At 59.7% G+C, this 16,744-nt stretch carries 15 protein-coding genes; 6 read left to right on the top strand and 9 right to left on the bottom strand.

Annotated features, from left to right (window positions below):
* Window positions 1-96 precede the first annotated feature (96 nt).
* A complete protein-coding gene (locus BBI10_RS05825; protein ID WP_065987439.1) occupies window positions 97-1,410 on the top strand; it encodes an ATP-binding protein in 1,314 nt (437 codons plus the stop codon).
* Window positions 1,411-1,491: 81 nt separating this feature from the next.
* Here BBI10_RS05825 and rimK read toward each other — a convergent pair whose 3' ends face one another.
* From rimK to BBI10_RS05810, 3 genes are read right to left on the bottom strand one after another with little or no spacing between them, the layout of a single operon-like run.
* Window positions 1,492-2,397: a 30S ribosomal protein S6--L-glutamate ligase gene (gene rimK / locus BBI10_RS05820; RefSeq protein ID WP_065987438.1), complete on the bottom strand. Its 906-nt coding sequence runs from the start codon at window positions 2,395-2,397 to the stop codon at window positions 1,492-1,494.
* Window positions 2,394-2,843, bottom strand: coding sequence for an ATP-dependent zinc protease family protein (locus BBI10_RS05815; RefSeq protein ID WP_192131017.1), 450 nt, complete (start codon window positions 2,841-2,843; stop codon window positions 2,394-2,396). The genes rimK and BBI10_RS05815 overlap by 4 nt, the downstream gene beginning before the upstream one ends.
* Window positions 2,844-2,891: 48 nt before the next feature.
* Complete coding sequence (locus BBI10_RS05810) at window positions 2,892-3,665, bottom strand: EAL domain-containing protein (RefSeq protein WP_065987436.1); 774 nt, start codon at window positions 3,663-3,665, stop codon at window positions 2,892-2,894.
* A 117-nt stretch (window positions 3,666-3,782) separates the two neighbouring features.
* Between BBI10_RS05810 and BBI10_RS05805 the strand changes: the two genes are divergently transcribed.
* Window positions 3,783-4,184 carry an RNA-binding S4 domain-containing protein gene (locus tag BBI10_RS05805; protein ID WP_065987435.1) on the top strand — a complete coding sequence of 134 codons (402 nt, stop codon included), beginning with the start codon at window positions 3,783-3,785 and terminating at the stop codon, window positions 4,182-4,184.
* Between the two features lie 65 nt (window positions 4,185-4,249).
* Here the strand turns inward: BBI10_RS05805 and BBI10_RS05800 are convergent, their stop codons facing one another.
* Window positions 4,250-5,059 (bottom strand): phosphatase PAP2 family protein, encoded by an 810-nt coding sequence (locus BBI10_RS05800; RefSeq protein WP_065987434.1) that lies wholly within the window; start codon window positions 5,057-5,059, stop codon window positions 4,250-4,252.
* Between the two features lie 98 nt (window positions 5,060-5,157).
* Between BBI10_RS05800 and hslO the strand changes: the two genes are divergently transcribed.
* Window positions 5,158-6,060: an Hsp33 family molecular chaperone HslO gene (hslO, locus tag BBI10_RS05795; RefSeq protein WP_065987433.1), complete on the top strand. Its 903-nt coding sequence runs from the start codon at window positions 5,158-5,160 to the stop codon at window positions 6,058-6,060.
* Between the two features lie 191 nt (window positions 6,061-6,251).
* On the top strand, window positions 6,252-7,793 hold the full coding sequence (locus BBI10_RS05790; protein WP_065987432.1) for a phosphoenolpyruvate carboxykinase: 1,542 nt from the start codon (window positions 6,252-6,254) through the stop codon (window positions 7,791-7,793).
* 60 nt (window positions 7,794-7,853) lie between these two features.
* Here BBI10_RS05790 and BBI10_RS05785 read toward each other — a convergent pair whose 3' ends face one another.
* From BBI10_RS05785 to BBI10_RS05775, 3 genes are all read right to left on the bottom strand, one after another.
* Window positions 7,854-8,588 carry a hypothetical protein gene (locus tag BBI10_RS05785; protein ID WP_141695127.1) on the bottom strand — a complete coding sequence of 245 codons (735 nt, stop codon included), beginning with the start codon at window positions 8,586-8,588 and terminating at the stop codon, window positions 7,854-7,856.
* A 238-nt stretch (window positions 8,589-8,826) separates the two neighbouring features.
* On the bottom strand, window positions 8,827-9,954 hold the full coding sequence (locus BBI10_RS05780) for a hypothetical protein (protein WP_065987430.1): 1,128 nt from the start codon (window positions 9,952-9,954) through the stop codon (window positions 8,827-8,829).
* Window positions 9,955-10,082: 128 nt separating this feature from the next.
* Entirely contained in the window at window positions 10,083-10,886 is an 804-nt protein-coding gene (locus BBI10_RS05775) for an OadG family protein (RefSeq protein ID WP_065987429.1), read from the bottom strand.
* 242 nt (window positions 10,887-11,128) lie between these two features.
* Between BBI10_RS05775 and BBI10_RS05770 the strand changes: the two genes are divergently transcribed.
* Window positions 11,129-13,060, top strand: a complete 1,932-nt coding sequence (locus tag BBI10_RS05770) for a RecQ family ATP-dependent DNA helicase (RefSeq protein WP_065987428.1) — start codon at window positions 11,129-11,131, stop codon at window positions 13,058-13,060.
* A 55-nt stretch (window positions 13,061-13,115) separates the two neighbouring features.
* Complete coding sequence (locus tag BBI10_RS05765) at window positions 13,116-13,544, top strand: acyl-CoA thioesterase (protein WP_065987427.1); 429 nt, start codon at window positions 13,116-13,118, stop codon at window positions 13,542-13,544.
* Between the two features lie 70 nt (window positions 13,545-13,614).
* Here the strand turns inward: BBI10_RS05765 and BBI10_RS05760 are convergent, their stop codons facing one another.
* Window positions 13,615-14,076: a glycine zipper domain-containing protein gene (locus BBI10_RS05760; protein ID WP_065987426.1), complete on the bottom strand. Its 462-nt coding sequence runs from the start codon at window positions 14,074-14,076 to the stop codon at window positions 13,615-13,617.
* Window positions 14,077-14,412: 336 nt separating this feature from the next.
* Window positions 14,413-16,743, bottom strand: coding sequence for an FdhF/YdeP family oxidoreductase (locus tag BBI10_RS05755; protein ID WP_167355775.1), 2,331 nt, complete (start codon window positions 16,741-16,743; stop codon window positions 14,413-14,415).
* Window position 16,744: the final 1 nt, after the last annotated feature.

The following is a 16,744-nucleotide window of genomic DNA, read 5'->3' as shown; positions in this document are numbered from 1 at the left end:
GCGAAAGCGGCCATTGGCGTGACTGGTTTTTGCTGTGTCATGTGTTCCGCAAATTCGCGAGCCCGGCTCGCTTCCGCAAAGTGTGTAGCTGCTGTTATGAAGACACCGCTCTGGTTCCCGCAAAGCTTTTTCTCCCGCACCCTGTGGCTGGTGCTCATTGTCGTGCTGTTTTCGAAGGCGCTGACCCTCGTCTATCTGCTGATGAACGAGGATGTTCTGGTCGATCGTCAATACAGCCACGGCGTTGCACTCACTTTGCGGGCTTACTGGGCGGCCGATGAGAGTGACCGGCAGACCATCGCTGACGCCGCCGGACTGATCCGCGTGGTGGGCGGTGGTGTACCGGAAGGCGAGCAGCACTGGCCGTACTCCGAAATCTACCAACGGCAGATGCAGGATGAGCTGGGCGCGGACACCGAGGTGCGACTGCGTGTCCACGCGCCCCCCGCGCTATGGGTGAGGGCGCCGAGTCTTGGCGATGGCTGGCTGAAAGTGCCGCTGTACCCGCATCCGTTGCGCGGGCAGAAAATCTGGAGCGTGCTGGGCTGGTTCCTGGCGATCGGATTACTCTCGACGGCCTCGGCCTGGATCTTCGTCAGCCAGCTCAATCAGCCGCTCAAGCGCCTGGTGTTTGCGGCCCGCCAGTTGGGCCAGGGCCGCAGCGTGCGTTTGCCGGTGGGTGACACGCCCAGCGAGATAACCGAGGTCTACCGCGCGTTCAACCAGATGGCCGAAGACGTGGAGCAGGCCGGGCAGGAGCGCGAACTGATGCTGGCCGGGGTGTCTCACGATTTGCGGACGCCGCTGACCCGGCTGCGTCTGTCCCTTGAGCTGATGCCGACCAATAACGAGTTCATGGAAGGCATGGTTCGCGACATCGAAGACATGGACGCGATCCTCGATCAATTCCTGGCATTCATCCGGGACGGGCGTGATGAAGAGGTCGAAGAAGTCGATCTGGTCGAGCTGGTCCATGAAGTCGTCGCGCCGTACAACAACCCGGTGGAGCAAGTACGGCTGTGCCTGGAGTCCATTCCGCCTTTCCCGTTGCGACGGGTTTCCATGAAACGTTTGCTCAACAACCTCATTGGCAATGCGATGCACCATGCCGGTGACGGGGTTGAAGTCGCGGCCTATGTTTCCGGCGACAGCGGCGCGCCCTACGTGGTGCTGAGTGTGCTGGACAGGGGCATGGGGATCGATCCGTCGGAGCTGGAAGGTATTTTCAATCCCTTCATCCGTGGTGACCGCGCCAGAAGCGGCAAGGGGACAGGGCTTGGCCTGGCGATCGTCAAGCGCATTGCCGCAATGCACGGCGGTAATGTCGAGCTGCGTAATCGTTCGGGAGGCGGGCTGGAGGCCAGAGTTCGCCTGCCGTTGGGGTTGTTGCTGCCGCGGGATGCCGATTGATTCGTTCGTGATTCTGCCTGGAGGCCGTGGGCGGGTGGGGTACTCGCGACCATAGCCTCCGTGCAGAGACGGGCTTGGGGGTTATCCTTTGCCTTTGGTGCGGGTCATGTGCGGCCCGCCGTTTTTCTCGATGTACTCGATGATTATCCCCGCGACATCCTTGCCGGTGGTGGTTTCAATGCCTTCAAGACCTGGCGATGAGTTCACCTCCATCACCAGTGGCCCGTGGTTGGAACGCAGGATATCGACGCCTGCCACACTCAGGCCCATGACCTTGGCCGCGCGAATGGCTGTCATGCGCTCTTCCGGGGTGATCTTGATGAGGCTGGCGGTGCCGCCGCGATGCAGGTTGGAGCGGAACTCCCCCGGTTTCGCCTGGCGCTTCATCGACGCAATGACCTTGTCACCCACCACGAAGCAGCGGATATCGGCGCCACCGGCTTCTTTGATGTACTCCTGCACCATGATGTCCTGTTTCAGCCCCATGAAGGCCTCAATCACGGATTCGGCCGCGGTCGCGGTTTCGCACAGCACCACGCCAATACCTTGCGTCCCCTCGAGCACCTTGATTACCAGAGGCGCGCCGTTGACCATCTGGATCAGGTCAGGGATGTCATCCGGTGAGTGGGCGAAGCCGGTGACGGGCAAGCCAATGCCTCGACGTGACAACAGCTGCAGCGAGCGCAGCTTGTCGCGGGAGCGCGCGATGGCGACGGATTCGTTGAGCGGGAACACGCCCATCATTTCAAACTGACGCAGCACGGCGCAGCCGTAGAAGGTCACGGAGGCGCCGATGCGGGGTATCACCGCATCAAAGCCTTCCAGGGGTTTTCCTCGGTAGTGGATCTGCGGCTTATGACTGGCAATGTTCATATAGGCGCGCAGGGTATCGACCACCACGACCTCATGGCCGCGCTGGATTCCAGCTTCGACCAGACGACGAGTTGAATACAGACGCGGGTTTCGCGAAAGCACAGCGATCTTCATGCAGCACCTGTGGCAGAGAGATTTGAAGCCGGGAACACCGGCTTGTCCTGAATATATGTCACACCCGGATTGACCACCAACTGGCCGTCAATCAGGGCTTTGGAACCCAGCAGCAGCCGGTAGCGCATGGCCTTGCGGCAGGCCAGCGTGAATTCCACCGGCCAGACCCTGTCCCCCAGCGCCAGCGTCGTACGAATGACGTAGCGAACCTGGGCGTGGCCGTTGGAGCTTTTGATGGTTTTCATCGCCACCAATTGAGCCTCACAGCGACGGTGACGCAGCTGCACCACCGTCCCCAGATGAGCGTTGAAGCGCACCCATTTCTCACCGTCCCGTTCGAACGGCTCTATTTCTGTCGCGTGCAGGCTGGAAGTGCTGGCACCGGTGTCGATTTTTGCGCGCAGCCCGGCGACGCCCAGATGGGGCAAAGCCACCCATTCGCGCAGGCCGATGACTGTCAGATGGTCAAATGTTTTCAAAGCGGTTCCGTTCGTTTACACGTTCTGCCAGGCGCCGGCATCGATGTGCGCCAGCGCTTGGAATGCAGGCTTGGCGAACCAGTAGCCCTGCATGAGGTAAATGTTGCAGTCGGCGAGGAAGTCCCGTTCGCCCGCATCTTCGATGCCTTCGGCGATCACTGTAACGTTCAGGTCCGTACACATTGTGACAATGCCGCGCACGATGGCCTGCCGTGCAGGGTCCAGATGGACGTTGCGCACCAGGGCCATGTCGAGCTTGATCAGGTCAGGCTGAAAGTCGGCGAGGAGGGTGAGTCCGGAGTGCCCGGCGCCAAAGTCGTCGATGGCGGTCTTGAAGCCGAACTGGCGATACTCCCGAAGAATGTTGGTCAGGTGGCTGTTGCTGCAGATGTGCTCGGTTTCGACGGTCTCGAAGATCAACCGGTCCAGCGGAAAGTTGTGGGCGCGGGCCGCTTCAAGGGTGCTGCGAATGCACAGGTCGGGGCGATACACCGCGTTGGGCAGGAAGTTGATCGACAGGTATTCGTCCATTCCCAGCCGGGCGGCAGTTGAAATCGCGCGGGTTCGGCACAATTGATCGAAACGGTAACGGTTGGTGTCGTCGATCTGGTTCAGGACAGACAGGGCACCCTCGCCGTTGACGCCTCGTACCAACGCCTCGTGAGCGAATACCGAGCGGTCGCGGACGTCCACGATGGGCTGATAGGCGAATTCAAATTCGAAATCCAGTGCGGAGCTTTCTCTGCAGCCCTGGCACCCACCAGTCAATGACGTTGGGAAGTCTGTCACGTCGTTCTCCTGAAGCCGGCGCTTTAGTCTGGTGGGCAGTGTAAACGAGGGTGGCGGTTACTGCGTCCCCGGCGTGACGTAGTACGATTCTGACCATTACAAGATTGAGGAATTCAGATGACACAGAAGTCAGACGAGGACGACAAAGTCCGTCTGGACAAATGGCTTTGGGCGGCGCGTTTCTTCAAGACGCGTGCGCTGGCAAAAGCCGCCATTGAAAGCGGTAAGGTTCATTGCCGCGGCGAGCGTTGCAAGCCGGGAAAAGAGCCGCGGGTAGGGGACGAGTTCCAGATCAGAGCGGGTTTCGATGAGCGGACCGTTGTGGTCCAGGCGTTGTCGATTGTCCGCCGTGGCGCCCCCGAGGCTCAGTTGCTGTACAGCGAAACCCCGGAAAGCCTCGCCAAACGCGAGCAAGCCGCCGAGATGCGCAAGGCCGGAAGCCTGGGCGTGACCACTGACGGCAGGCCGACCAAAAAGCAGCGTCGGCAATTGTTTCATTTTCGTTCGGGTGACGACTGACGATCTCGCCGCTTTCCGGGATCGCGCATTGATCGACCCCGGACTGCTCTGTAGCAACAGGCAGCTTACAAATGAGAGCCCTGCTTCATGATGCTCAGGCATTTGAGCAGCGGCAGGCGGCCCATCACGTTGAAGACTGGTGCCGTCAGTCGAAACAGAACCCCGGTAGCGGTGGCCACGAACGGGGTGTAGCAGCTCCAGCCCAGCGCGAGCAATGCGATCATTACACCGCCAATGTAGTCGTCCTGACCCCAATGGGCCCCGGCGACCAGGCGCGGCATCATGAACAGAAACGCCAGGGCCCAGATGACCACGCGCTGGCCGACTGTGCGGCTGTAGACGCTCATGAACATCGCCCAGATCAGCAGCACCGAAGCGTGGTCGCCCGGGAAGCTCTGGCTGGAACGATCCTTGAGCTGCCACTTGTCCTCCAGCTCCGGGAATATGTCGCTGAGCTTGATGGCATCGGGGATCATCACTGACGCGCTGTCATGTTGCAGCGCGCTGTGGTCGATGATTTTGGAAAACACCGTGCGGATGATCAGCAGCAGGATCAGCGTGAGCACAAAGCCGATCAGCGCGGCACGCGTTTGCAAGGATTTGAACACCCAGTCGCCCTTTATGAGCAGCGTGAGCAGAATCAGGCCGACGACGATGTCGAAGGGTCGCATGCTGGCAATCGTCCAGACCCACAGCCACGCCTTGTTTTGCTCAAGCGGGCGGTTCAGCAAGTGAAACAGGCCTTCGTCGAAGTGCGTGAAAGCCGCGTGTCCCGTGGGCCACACCCACAGCAGTAGCAGGCCCAGCGCCACCAGATTACACAGCAGGAATTTTTTGGCGTTCCACTTGGGTTGGAACAATGCGGGATAGTCCATAAAATGCCCCCATCGGCATGGCAGTGCACCAAGCGGTGCGAAACCGCGCTTTATAGGCGCTTGTCATCATTTTGTCATCCATTCAGATACCTTCTCCTATGTCAGACTTTGCGGATACCGATTACACCCAGCGTTTCATCTTTGACGAGAGCGACGTGCGCGGCGAGCTCGTGGCCCTTGAGCGCAGCTACGCCGAGGTCCTTGCCAAGCACCCGTATCCCGAGCCAGTGGCTCAGTTGCTCGGCGAAATGCTCGCCGCCGCTGCGCTGTTGGTGGGCACGCTGAAGTTCGACGGCCTGCTGGTTCTGCAGGCTCGGTCCCTTGGACCGGTGTCGTTGCTGATGGTCGAGTGCTCCAGCGAGCGTGAACTGCGCGGGATTGCGCGTTACGACGAGGCCTTGGTGAAGCCGGACGCCACGCTGCTCGACCTGATGCCCGATGGCGACCTGACCATGACCATCGATCCACGTCAGGGCAAACGCTATCAGGGCATCGTGGGCCTGGACGGCGTCGACCTGTCGGCCTGCCTGTCCGAATACTTTGTGATGTCGGAGCAATTGCCGACGCGTTTCTGGATCAAGGCCGACGGCAAACGCGCACGTGGGCTGCTGCTGCAACAACTGCCGGCTGAGAAGCTGAAAGATCAGGATGAGCGTGAAGCCAGCTGGCAGCATGTCAATGTGCTGGTTGACACCCTGACCGCCGAAGAACTGCTCAGCCTGACCAACGAAACCGTGTTGAAACGCCTGTTCCACGAAGACGTCGTGCGGATGTTCGACGTCCAGCCACTGGTGTTCCGTTGCAGCTGCTCGCGCGAACGTTCTGGCAATGCGTTGGTCAGTCTTGGTCTGGAAGATGCACAGCAGTTGGTGATCGAGCATCACGGTGCGGTGGAGATCGACTGTCAGTTCTGCAATCAGCGCTATCTGTTCGATGCAACGGATGTAGCGCAGCTGTTTGCAGGGGGCGGGGTAGATACCCCTTCCGATACCCGCCATTAATGTAGTGCGGGTCCTGCGCTGAAAGCTTTCCGCCCGGCCCGCTTGACTCTTCTTCATGTAGTTCTGACAGGAGGGCCCTACCTTTTTTGGGCTTTTCTGGCATAATCCGGCCACTTTTTAGCTGTAGTAGTGTTGGTTTTTCTACTACAAAACGTTTGGAGCACTCGGCCATCGAGCCGACGGGGAATCTCATGACGCAAGCCAATAACGCCGTTCACACCGATCTCAGTGTCGACGATCTGGTTAAAGAAGCCCTCAAACGCGAAGAAGGCGTGCTGTCCGATACTGGCGCACTCGTCGTGGAAACAGGCCACCGCACAGGCCGCTCGCCTGTCGACCGCTTCATCGTAGACGAACCCTCCACCCAGGCTGCGATCGCCTGGGGGCCGATCAACCGCAAGTTCCCGGCCGACAAGTTCGATGCCCTGTGGGCGCGTGTCGAGGCGTTCAACAACGCTCAGGAACACTTCGTTTCCCACGTGCACGTAGGCGCCGCCGAAGATCACTACCTTGCGGTCAAGATGACCACGCAGACTGCCTGGCAGAACCTGTTCGGTCGCTGCCTGTTCATCAATCCGGCCCAGTACAACCCGGCCGGCCGTGAAGAATGGCAAGTGCTCAACGTGGCTAACTTCGAGTGCGTGCCTGAGCGTGATGGTACCAACTCCGACGGTTGCGTCATCATCAACTTCGCCCAGAAGAAGGTCCTCATTGCCGGTATGCGTTACGCCGGTGAAATGAAGAAAGCCATGTTCTCGGTGCAGAACTTCCTGCTGCCGGCTTCCGATGTGCTGCCAATGCACTGCGCGGCCAATATCGGTGAAGACGGCGACGTGACGCTGTTCTTCGGTCTGTCCGGTACCGGTAAAACCACACTGTCCGCCGACGAGACCCGTTACCTGATCGGTGACGACGAACACGGCTGGGGCGAAGGCGTTGTCTTCAATATCGAAGGCGGTTGCTATGCCAAGTGCATCGACCTCTCCGAGAAGAACGAGCCGGTTATCTGGAAGGCCATCAAGCACGGCGCCGTGCTGGAAAACGTGGTGCTGGACGCAGCCGGTCATGCTGACTACGCCGACGGCAGCCTGACTCAGAACAGCCGCGCCGCTTACCCGCTCGAGCACGTTGAAAAGCGTTCCGAGAAGAACCTGGGCGGCGAGCCAAACGCGGTGATCTTCCTGACCTGCGACCTGACTGGCGTGCTGCCGCCGGTGTCGATCCTCAGCGAAGAACAAGCGGCCTACCACTTCCTGTCGGGTTACACCGCACTGGTCGGTTCCACTGAAATGGGTTCTGGCGCCGGCATCAAGTCGACGTTCTCTACCTGCTTCGGCGCACCGTTCTTCCCGCGTCCGGCGGGCGAATACGCAGAGCTGCTGATCAAGCGCATCCGCGGTTTCGGCTCCAAGGTCTACCTGGTCAACACCGGCTGGACCGGCGGCGGCTACGGTGTTGGCAAACGCTTCAACATTCCGACCACCCGCGGCGTTATCGCGGCCATTCAGAGCGGCGCGTTGATCGGTGCAGAAACCGAGCACCTCGACACCGTCAACCTGGACGTCCCGACCTCCGTGCCAGGCGTCGAAACCGGACTGCTCAACCCGCGCAACACCTGGGCTGACAAAGCGGCGTACGACGAAGCCGCCAAAGCACTGGCCGGCCTGTTCATCGAGAACTTCAAGAAGTTCGAAGTGAGCGACGCGATCAAGGCAGCGGGCCCGAAGCTGTAAGATCGGTACCTGCTAAAAAGAAACCGCCCTTCGGGGCGGTTTTTTTATCCTGCGCGGTAGCTAGCCGTCAGCCTTCGTCGTCACCGGAAAGTCCTGAGTGATGTCGAAGCTGCCCTTCGCCACAACGCTCTTCGCATTACACAGCTTGGCATCGAACCCCGGGTGGCGTTCGCCGTGCTCGGCCGCGTACGCAGCGGCTTCCCGAGTACATTCGTCGGTGGGCTGTTCAGGGGAAAGCGCCGCGTTGAACTGGAACGTGCCGATCAACCGATAGCGGTCGAGCAGTTTGTTGGGGGAGGTGAGTTTCTCGATTTTGCTGAAGACGAGCTGGACGTTGCTATTGCCCCCACCCTTGTCCGTGTCGAAATACTGATAGTACGAACCGGTGTCGTAGGACGCGCTATTTTCATCGTGGGCCACTTCGACGCGGCCACCCTGAAACATGATCGCTTTCTTCTCTTGATCAGGGTTGTCGAAAGAGAACCCGAGGATAGGGCCGATACTCACCTCATTGCGGTCGCCTTCGGCTTCCTGATCCGCGCTGAGTGTCAGCCAGTTGGAGCCGGGCAGCTTGCCGGGCAGGAAGCCAACGGCTACTTGATCGCCTTTTGCCTCGTAGTGCAGGTTGAGCGCGCCACTGACGTCGACAATCATGCTCTTCTGAAGGGGCGACGCACTTGCGGTCGCCGTCCCGGCTGTCTTGGCTTCATCGCCGCAGCCCGAAAGAAGAGCGGCGGTGACTGCGAGTAACAGCGGTAGCAGGCGTGTATGGGTTCGCGGGGCTGCTTGAGGCATGTTGTTCCGTCCGTAATCGCTGCGGTTGTCTCTGACTCTAGCCTCCTATGACCGCAGAATGCGCCGGCGGGTCAATGAGGCGATGACAAAAAACGGAACGAAGAAACCGCCCTCAGTGGGCGCGGTTTCTTCGGGAATTCTTTTTCGCCAGCGCAGCGCTCAGCCAGGAGGGCGTTGGCGTTGATCCGTGCAGTCAGAAACCTGAACGGCGGGATGCTTCGCGGGTGTGGATCGAACCTCAAGAGATATCTTTGTACGCGCTGGCTCCTTTCGCGAGGTTCGCCGCCAACCCTTCCGCAGGCTTAAACGGCGTTCCCGCTACCATGCTGAAACCGGTTCCCTTGTCGGCATAACTGACATACCGCTCTTTTTTGTGGTCTTCAACCAAAACAGTGTATGAGTGGCTTCGCATCTTGATGAACTTGGCTTCATGCATAACGATACTTTGGTGCAGTTTGCCAATGTCGATGGTCGACAAGTTGAGTTTTCTTTGTAACTTCGTTCCCCATCGGGTCAGACACACTTCGGCGTAATGCCGCACCAACTTGCCAGGCTCTGTCAGGTCACCTGGCCCACTCGCTCCCGAGAGCGACGCGTTACCCACCAGCGTCGCGTGACGTCCGGCCATGGGATAGATGCTGACTTTGGTCTTTGGAGCTGTTTTAGGAATGATGCAGGAAAATCCTTTAGAGCGTTCGTCGCGGGCATAGAACGCCACATATTCTTTGACGTTGCTGCCGAGAGAAACTTTTTCAAGCTGGTAATTCAAGGGGCCGGGCACCGGGTCCACCGCAAATATGTTGACCGGTATATGACGCGTGGCCGGATTAGCCAGCAGCGCATTGGCGAGCATGTGACAACTGACGCCGCCACGACTCCAGCCCACCAGATTGATTTGCTTTGGGATCAAGCCGCCTTTTCTCAGGTTCTTGATCAGCTGTTGCTGGAGTTCCTGCGGGCTGATGCGATTGCCGTAGTCGTACTGCCGCCAGAACCATGAGCCGTGTGCCTGGGCGTCGGGAATAGGCACATCGGCTCGCTTGAGGCGCTGGTAATCGGCTTCCGACAGTTTGGTTCTTTGCCAGTCGAATTTGCCCTGAATGATGTTGACGGCATGCTGCACATTCTCGTGCCAGCCTTTGCCGAAAGCGGGGCCAGTCCACCCGAATGCTTTGGGTTCGGTGAACAGCTCATCGGCCTGCATATTGCCGCTACCCGGCCCGTCAATGACGATCCACTCGGCGAACTCGTGACCTTCAATGTTATTGGCCAGCGTCGCAACCAGCTCACCGTTCCAGTAGTTCTTGTGCAGGTGGTCGTATTTAGTCGAGCCCGTGCCGCAAAAGAAAATTGTAAAAGTTGTCATATTTATAACCTCGTTGGTGGATAGGAATCACGAGGTTAGAAGACTGATTGTGGACGCGTCCGCTGTTGTTGTTACTTCATGTTCAGTGGAGCGCTAATGACTATCTGGTGGCGTGAATTGTTTTTCCATCACGCTGAATAATCCCGGGCCGCTGTGCAGTACTGCTCTTGCGCCAGTTTGTTCTTGTCGCTCTTATCTTTGGCGACGCGTTTGCTCCAGTCGCTGCACATGTCTTTGAAGTAGGGTACGGCGGCGCGGCGGCATTCACGGTGTTCGACACTGTCGGCCAGGAAGTTCATGCAGACACTGCTGGTTTCAATATGGTTGTTGGAAATGCGATAGCGGGCTTCATAGCGATTTCGCCCGTCTATTTCACGGATGAACACACCTGCTACTTCATAGCGCCGCGCGGGCTCGGTTTTGGGTTTGGCGGCGGCGGCCTTGTAGGTCGCCATGTAACGATCTGAAACCATGCCTTGGGGTCGAGTGGCTTGGGAGTCGTTGGCCTGAGCTTCACCGAAGCGGCAATTGATGACATCCCGGTCGATCACGTTGCCGTCTTTCAGGCAGGCGTCGAGCGGCCGCGCCGTGGCGGGTTGGGAGACTTCAACTTTGGGGGCGATATAAACCACTTGTTCGACGTTGCGCACCTGAGCGACGGGCTCTGGGTCAGTCTCACTGACCACCTCTGCGATGGGCGGCGCAGGAATGACCGTTGCTGCAGGCTTGGGCGTGCGAAACATTTGCGCGATCAGAAAGATAATCGCGATCAGCAGCGCGAGGCAGATCAGAACGCTACTCAGCGGCCAGTTGCCGTTGCCGGATGCGGCAGCTCGCCGGGCAGGATGCGAGCCGAGCACAACGTCGAATTGGCCGGGGGCCAGCCGTTGCATGGTAAGCCCGTCATCCTCGGGCTGGGGCGTGGATTGCATTGCCTCTCCTTGGCGAATCGTGTGTTGTCGACCGGTTTGCAGTCAATCGGGGTGGCTGACGTACAGCGCTTGAATACGCGTCGCGCGAGATTAATCCTCGGCATGACGTTTTGCCAGCATGGCGCGCGGTATTTGTCCGCGCTGTATCCTGTCCGATATTTCTGTAATGGTTTAGGTGTATTGCGCCCGGACCCACCGCGCTATGGTTCACGCCCTTGCGACGGTCAAAGGAGTGGCAGCACATGCATCAAACCCTTGAGCAGGTTTTCGGTTATCGGCAGTTTCGCGCCGGACAAGAGGCCGCCATCAGTGCCGTGTTGGCAGGGCGCTCCGCCGCAGCGATCTTTCCCACGGGGTCCGGTAAATCCCTCTGCTATCAGCTGCCGGCGTTGCTGCTGCCGCATCTGACGCTGGTGGTATCACCGCTGTTGGCGCTGATTCAGGACCAACTGGCTTTCCTCCAGCGACACGGCATTGCGGCGGCGAGCATCGACTCAGCCCAAAGCCGCGATGACGTCGCTGACGTCATGGCCAGGGCGCGCTCCGGCGAGTTGAAAATCCTGATGATCTCCGTCGAGCGCCTGAAGAACGAGCGCTTCCGGCATTTCATCACTCAGGTGCCGATTTCGCTGCTTGTAGTGGACGAGGCCCACTGCATTTCCGAGTGGGGCCACAACTTCCGGCCCGACTACCTCAAACTCCCTGACTACCAGCGCGAGTTCAATATCCCCCAGGCGCTGCTCCTGACAGCGACAGCGACACCCCAAGTCATCAGTGACATGCAGAGCAAGTTCGGCATCGCCCTGAACGATGTGGTGACGACGGGCTTCTACCGGCCCAACCTCACGCTGCGGGTCGAGCCGGTTGCAGGCCGGGACAAGCGCCGGCGTCTGGTGGAGTGGCTTGGCGAACGGGCCGGTCCGCCGAGCATTGTCTACGTTACGCTGCAGAAGACCGCCGAGTTCGTGGCGGCTCACCTGTCGCAGAACGGCATCCCGGCGCACGCCTACCATGCCGGTCTGCCCCACGATAAGCGCGAGTCGATCCAGCGGCAGTTCATGGACGGGCGTCTGAACTGCATCGTCGCCACCATCGCTTTCGGGATGGGCATCGACAAGAGTGACATCCGCAACGTCGTGCATTTCGATTTGCCCAAATCCATCGAGAACTACAGCCAGGAGATCGGTCGTGCGGGCCGGGACGGGGCGACGTCGGAGTGTCTGGTGCTGGCCAATCGCGACAGCCTGAACGTGCTGGAGAACTTCGTGTACGGCGACACACCGGAGCAGGAAGGCATCCGGTTGGTGCTGGAAGATCTGCAAGGCGCGCGTAACGACAGTCAGTGGGAGTTTCTGCTGGCGCCCTTGTCGGACCTCAGCAATATCCGTCAACTGCCGCTCAAAACGCTGTTGGTGCAACTGGAGCTGCGCGGGATCATTGCGCCGCGTTATTCGTACTTCGCGGAATACCGCTTCAAATACCTGATCGAACCGCAGGTGCTGGTGCAGCGCTTTCAAGGCGAACGACGTGAATTCGTGCAGGCGCTGACCGATACGTCAAGCCGGGCGCGGACGTGGGCAACCGTCAACTTCGACGCCATGTATCAGCAGTATCAGGCCGAGCGAGGGCGCGTGGTGACGGCGCTGGATTTCTTTCAGGAGAAGGGCTGGATCGAACTCGAAAGCAAGCAGATGACCGAGGTCTACAGCCTGATCGCCGCCGACTTCGACGCCCAAGCGCTAAGCGAAGAGTTGCATGACTACTTCGTCCACCACGAAAAGACCGAAGTCGCGCGCATCCACGCCATGCTCGAGCTGTTTGCCAGCCAGCAGTGCCTCAGTCATCGTCTGGCTCAATACTTTGGCGACGACCGTGCGCCCGCGCATTGCGGCCACTGCTCTGTGTGTGAGGGGCATGTCGCCGTGCTCCCCGAGGCGCCAGCCTTGACGCCGTTGAGCGAGCAGGACTTCGCGGATCTATGCAGCGAGTTCGTTGGCAAGCACCTGGAGGCCCGTGGGCATGAGCCGGGCGCGGAGTGCCTGACGCGGTTTCTGTGTGGGATCAGCGTGCCGATGTTTACCAAACTCAAGGCTCGGAACATCGGCGGGTTTGCGGCGCTGGAGGCTTACCCGTATGCGGACGTGCGGGAATGGATTCAGCGCCAGATTCAATAGCGGTCACGGATTTCATCAACCAGGAAGCACAGCAGACAAACCGGAGGGAACCCCCATGAACGACACCCCGCAGCGCGCCGATTATCGCCACTTCCAGCCGATCGTGACGCGCTGGCATGACAACGATGTGTACGGTCACATCAACAACGTCACGTACTACAGCTTCTTTGACAGCGCGGTGAATACCTACCTGATCGAACAGGGCGGACTGGATATCCATGACGGTGAAGCGGTGGGATTTGTGGTGAGTTCGTCGTGCGATTACTTTGCGTCGATTGCCTATCCGGAGCCGATCGAGGTCGGGCTACGGGTTGGCAAGCTGGGCAACAGCTCGGTGCAATATGAGCTGGCGGTCTTCAAGGCGGGGGAAGACGAGGCGCGGGCGGCAGGACGCTTCGTGCATGTATTCGTGGATCGGGCATCCAATCAGCCGGTGCCGATCCCTGCGGCGTTGCGGCAGGCGCTTGAGCGTTTGGTGGTCTGAAAATGATACCGGCCGCTTTATGGGCGGCCGGTGTTCATCGGGTCAGGTGCGCGAGTCGGGCTCGACGGCATCAGTCACGATGGTGTTTGCGATGACCATGCGCGTGACCGCGACCGTGTTTGTAGTCGCGGCGATCGCCACGGTAGCCACGGCCTCGGTCATCGTCACGGCGGCTTTCGTCGCCCATGTAGTTGCCGAGTGCGCCGCCCGCGCCGCCGCCTGCTGCTGCGCCAATCAGACTGCCGGTGCTGCCACCGACGCTGCGACCGACTACGTTGCCGCCAGCAGCACCCAGGCCGCCGCCGATGGCGGCTTCGGTACGGTTCCGGCGGTTTGCGCCCACTGCGCCACCAGCCGCGCCGCCAAGGCCGGCTCCGATTGCCGAACCTGTGCTGCCGCCGACCTGTTGGCCAACGACGGAGCCGAGTACCCCACCCAATGCGCCGCCCACGCCGGCCGTCACGTTATCGCCTGCTGAGGCAAAACCGCTGACCAGTGAGAACGATAACAACAGAATCGAGGAATACTTCATGTATTGATGCTCATAGGGATGACGCCGCGATCCTGCGATCATGAAGAAAATGTCACAATCTAAATCCGACGAATAACACGACCTGTATACAAAACGCTAACTTATTGTTTTGGCTTGGGAACCGAAGTCGTATTGGTGAGTCATACGCTACTTGATAAAGGCCCGAATCTCGCGATTCGGGCCTTTTTTTGTGGCGCTATATCCTGCTATCGCCGCAAGGAACCTGTGGGAGTGAGTTTGCTCACGAAGGGGCCGGGACCTTCAGCCTTTTTCTCCGGAGGCTGAAAGCAGGTCTTCGCGGGCAAGCGTGCTCCTACAAGGTTCTTCAGCTCAGGATCAAATAATCCGCGCTGTCTCCGTATGCCGTTCCAGCTTGATCGCCACGAACTTGGACGTCGGCGTGCTGCTGCCGTCGCCCACGCTTTCCAGCGGTACCAGCGGGTTCACTTCCGGGTAATACGCTGCAGCCTGGCCGGCCGGAATGTCGAACGGCAGCAGTGTGAAGCCCTTCACGCGACGTTCGATGGCATCGCCCCAGATCGACACGATGTCGACTTTCTGACCGGGTACGAAGCCCAGACGAATGATGTCGGCCTCGTTCACGAACATCACGTCACGCTGACCTTTCACGCCGCGGTAACGGTCGTCCAGGCCATAGATGGTGGTGTTGTACTGATCGTGAGAACGCATCGATTGCATGATCAGGTCCGGCACGATGCCTGTCCCGCGAATGCTTTCATGCACCAGGTCGCTCGGCAATACGTTCGCCTTGAAGTTGGCCCGCGCACTCGGCGTGTTCCAGCGACGGGAGCCTGCGGCGTTGCCCAGGTAGAAGCCGCCCGGGTTTTTGATCTTCTCGTTGAAGTTCTGGAATGACGGAATGGTGTCGGCGATCAGGTCGCGAATGCGGCTGTAGTCCGCCACCAGCCACAGCCAGTCCACCGGCTGCTTGCCCAGTGTTGCGTTGGCAATGCCCGCCAGGATCGCAGGCTCGGAACGCATCTGCGGCGACAGCGGCTTCAGCTGACCGTTGGACGCGTGGACCATGCTGAACGAATCTTCAACCGTTACCGCTTGCGGGCCTTCGGCCTGGATGTCGATGTCGGTACGGCCGAAGCACGGCAGAATCAGCGCTTCCTTGCCGTGGGCCAGGTGGCTGCGGTTGAGCTTGGTGCTGATCTGCACGGTCAGGTCGCAGTTGCTCAGGGCTTCGAAAGTGCGCGGGCTGTCCGGGGTGGCTTGAGCGAAGTTGCCGCCCAGACCGATAAAGACTTTCGCGCGGCCTTCGAGCATCGCGTGAATCGCTTCGACGACGTTATGGCCGTTTTCACGCGGCACCTTGAACTGGAAACGTTTCTCCAGCGCATCAAGGAAAAATGCCGGCGGACGTTCGTTGATGCCCATCGTGCGGTCGCCCTGCACGTTACTGTGACCGCGCACCGGGCACAGGCCTGCGCCTGGCCGACCGATGTTGCCGCGCAGCAGCATCAGGTTGGAGACTTCCTGAATGGTCGGCACCGAATGGCGATGCTGAGTGATGCCCATCGCCCAGCACATGATCACGTTCTTGCCTTTGGCGTACATCCGCGCGGCGAGTTCGATGTCGGTCAATGGCAGACCCGATTGCTCGACGATGAATTCCCACGAGGTGTCGTCAATGGCAGCGAGGTATTCCAGCACGCCATTGGTGTGTTCGTTGAGGAAGGTGTGATCGAACACCGATGGCTCGTTGTTCGCCTGGGCTTCGCGTTCCCATTGCAGCAGGAACTTGGCCATGCCGCGCAGCAGGGCCATGTCGCCGCCCAGTGCCGGACGGAAATACGCCGTGTTGGTCGGCTCGGAGCCGTTGCTGAGCATTTCCAGAGGGTGCTGAGGGTGCTGGAAACGTTCCAGGCCGCGCTCTTTCAGCGGGTTGACGCACACCACTTGCGCGCCGCGTTTGACCGCTTCACGCAGCGGTTCCAGCATGCGCGGGTGGTTGGTGCCCGGGTTCTGACCGAGGACGAAAATCGCGTCCGCGTGCTCGAAGTCATCAAACGTTACGGTGCCTTTGCCGACGCCCACGCTTTGCGACAAAGCAACGCCGCTCGCTTCATGGCACATGTTCGAGCAGTCGGGGAAGTTGTTGGTGCCGAAGGCACGCACGAACAGCTGATACAGATACGCCGCTTCGTTGCTGGCACGGCCCGAGGTGTAGAACTCGGCCATGTTCGGGTTCGGCAGATTGTTCAGGTGCTTGGCAATCAGCGCAAAGGCGTCGTCCCAGGCAATCGGCTTGTAGCGATCGGTCTGGGCGTCGTAGACCATTGGCTCGGTCAGACGGCCCTGATATTCCAGCCAGTAATCACTTTGCTCAAGCAGCGAGCTGACGCTGTAGCGGGCGAAGAAGGACGCATCGACGCGGCGCTTGGTCGCTTCCCAGTTCACTGCCTTGGCGCCGTTCTCGCAGAACTTGACCATGCCGCTTTCCGGCGAATCACCCCACGCGCAACCCGGGCAGTCGAAGCCGCCGTTCTGGTTGGTCTTGAGCATCGTGCGGATGTTCTTCAGGGCGTTGTCGCTGGTCAGCCAGAAGTGGGCGACGCTGATCAATGCGCCCCATCCGCCGGCCGGGCCTTTGTAGGGCTTGTAGCGGGGGGTCGATACCTTGTCGGCTTCTTTATGCATG

Source organism: Pseudomonas graminis, from assembly GCF_001705435.1.
In the GTDB taxonomy this organism is placed as follows: domain Bacteria; phylum Pseudomonadota; class Gammaproteobacteria; order Pseudomonadales; family Pseudomonadaceae; genus Aquipseudomonas; species Aquipseudomonas graminis_B.
Note: the sequence above shows the minus strand (reverse complement) of the source record. Positions and strands in the feature narration are given on the sequence as shown.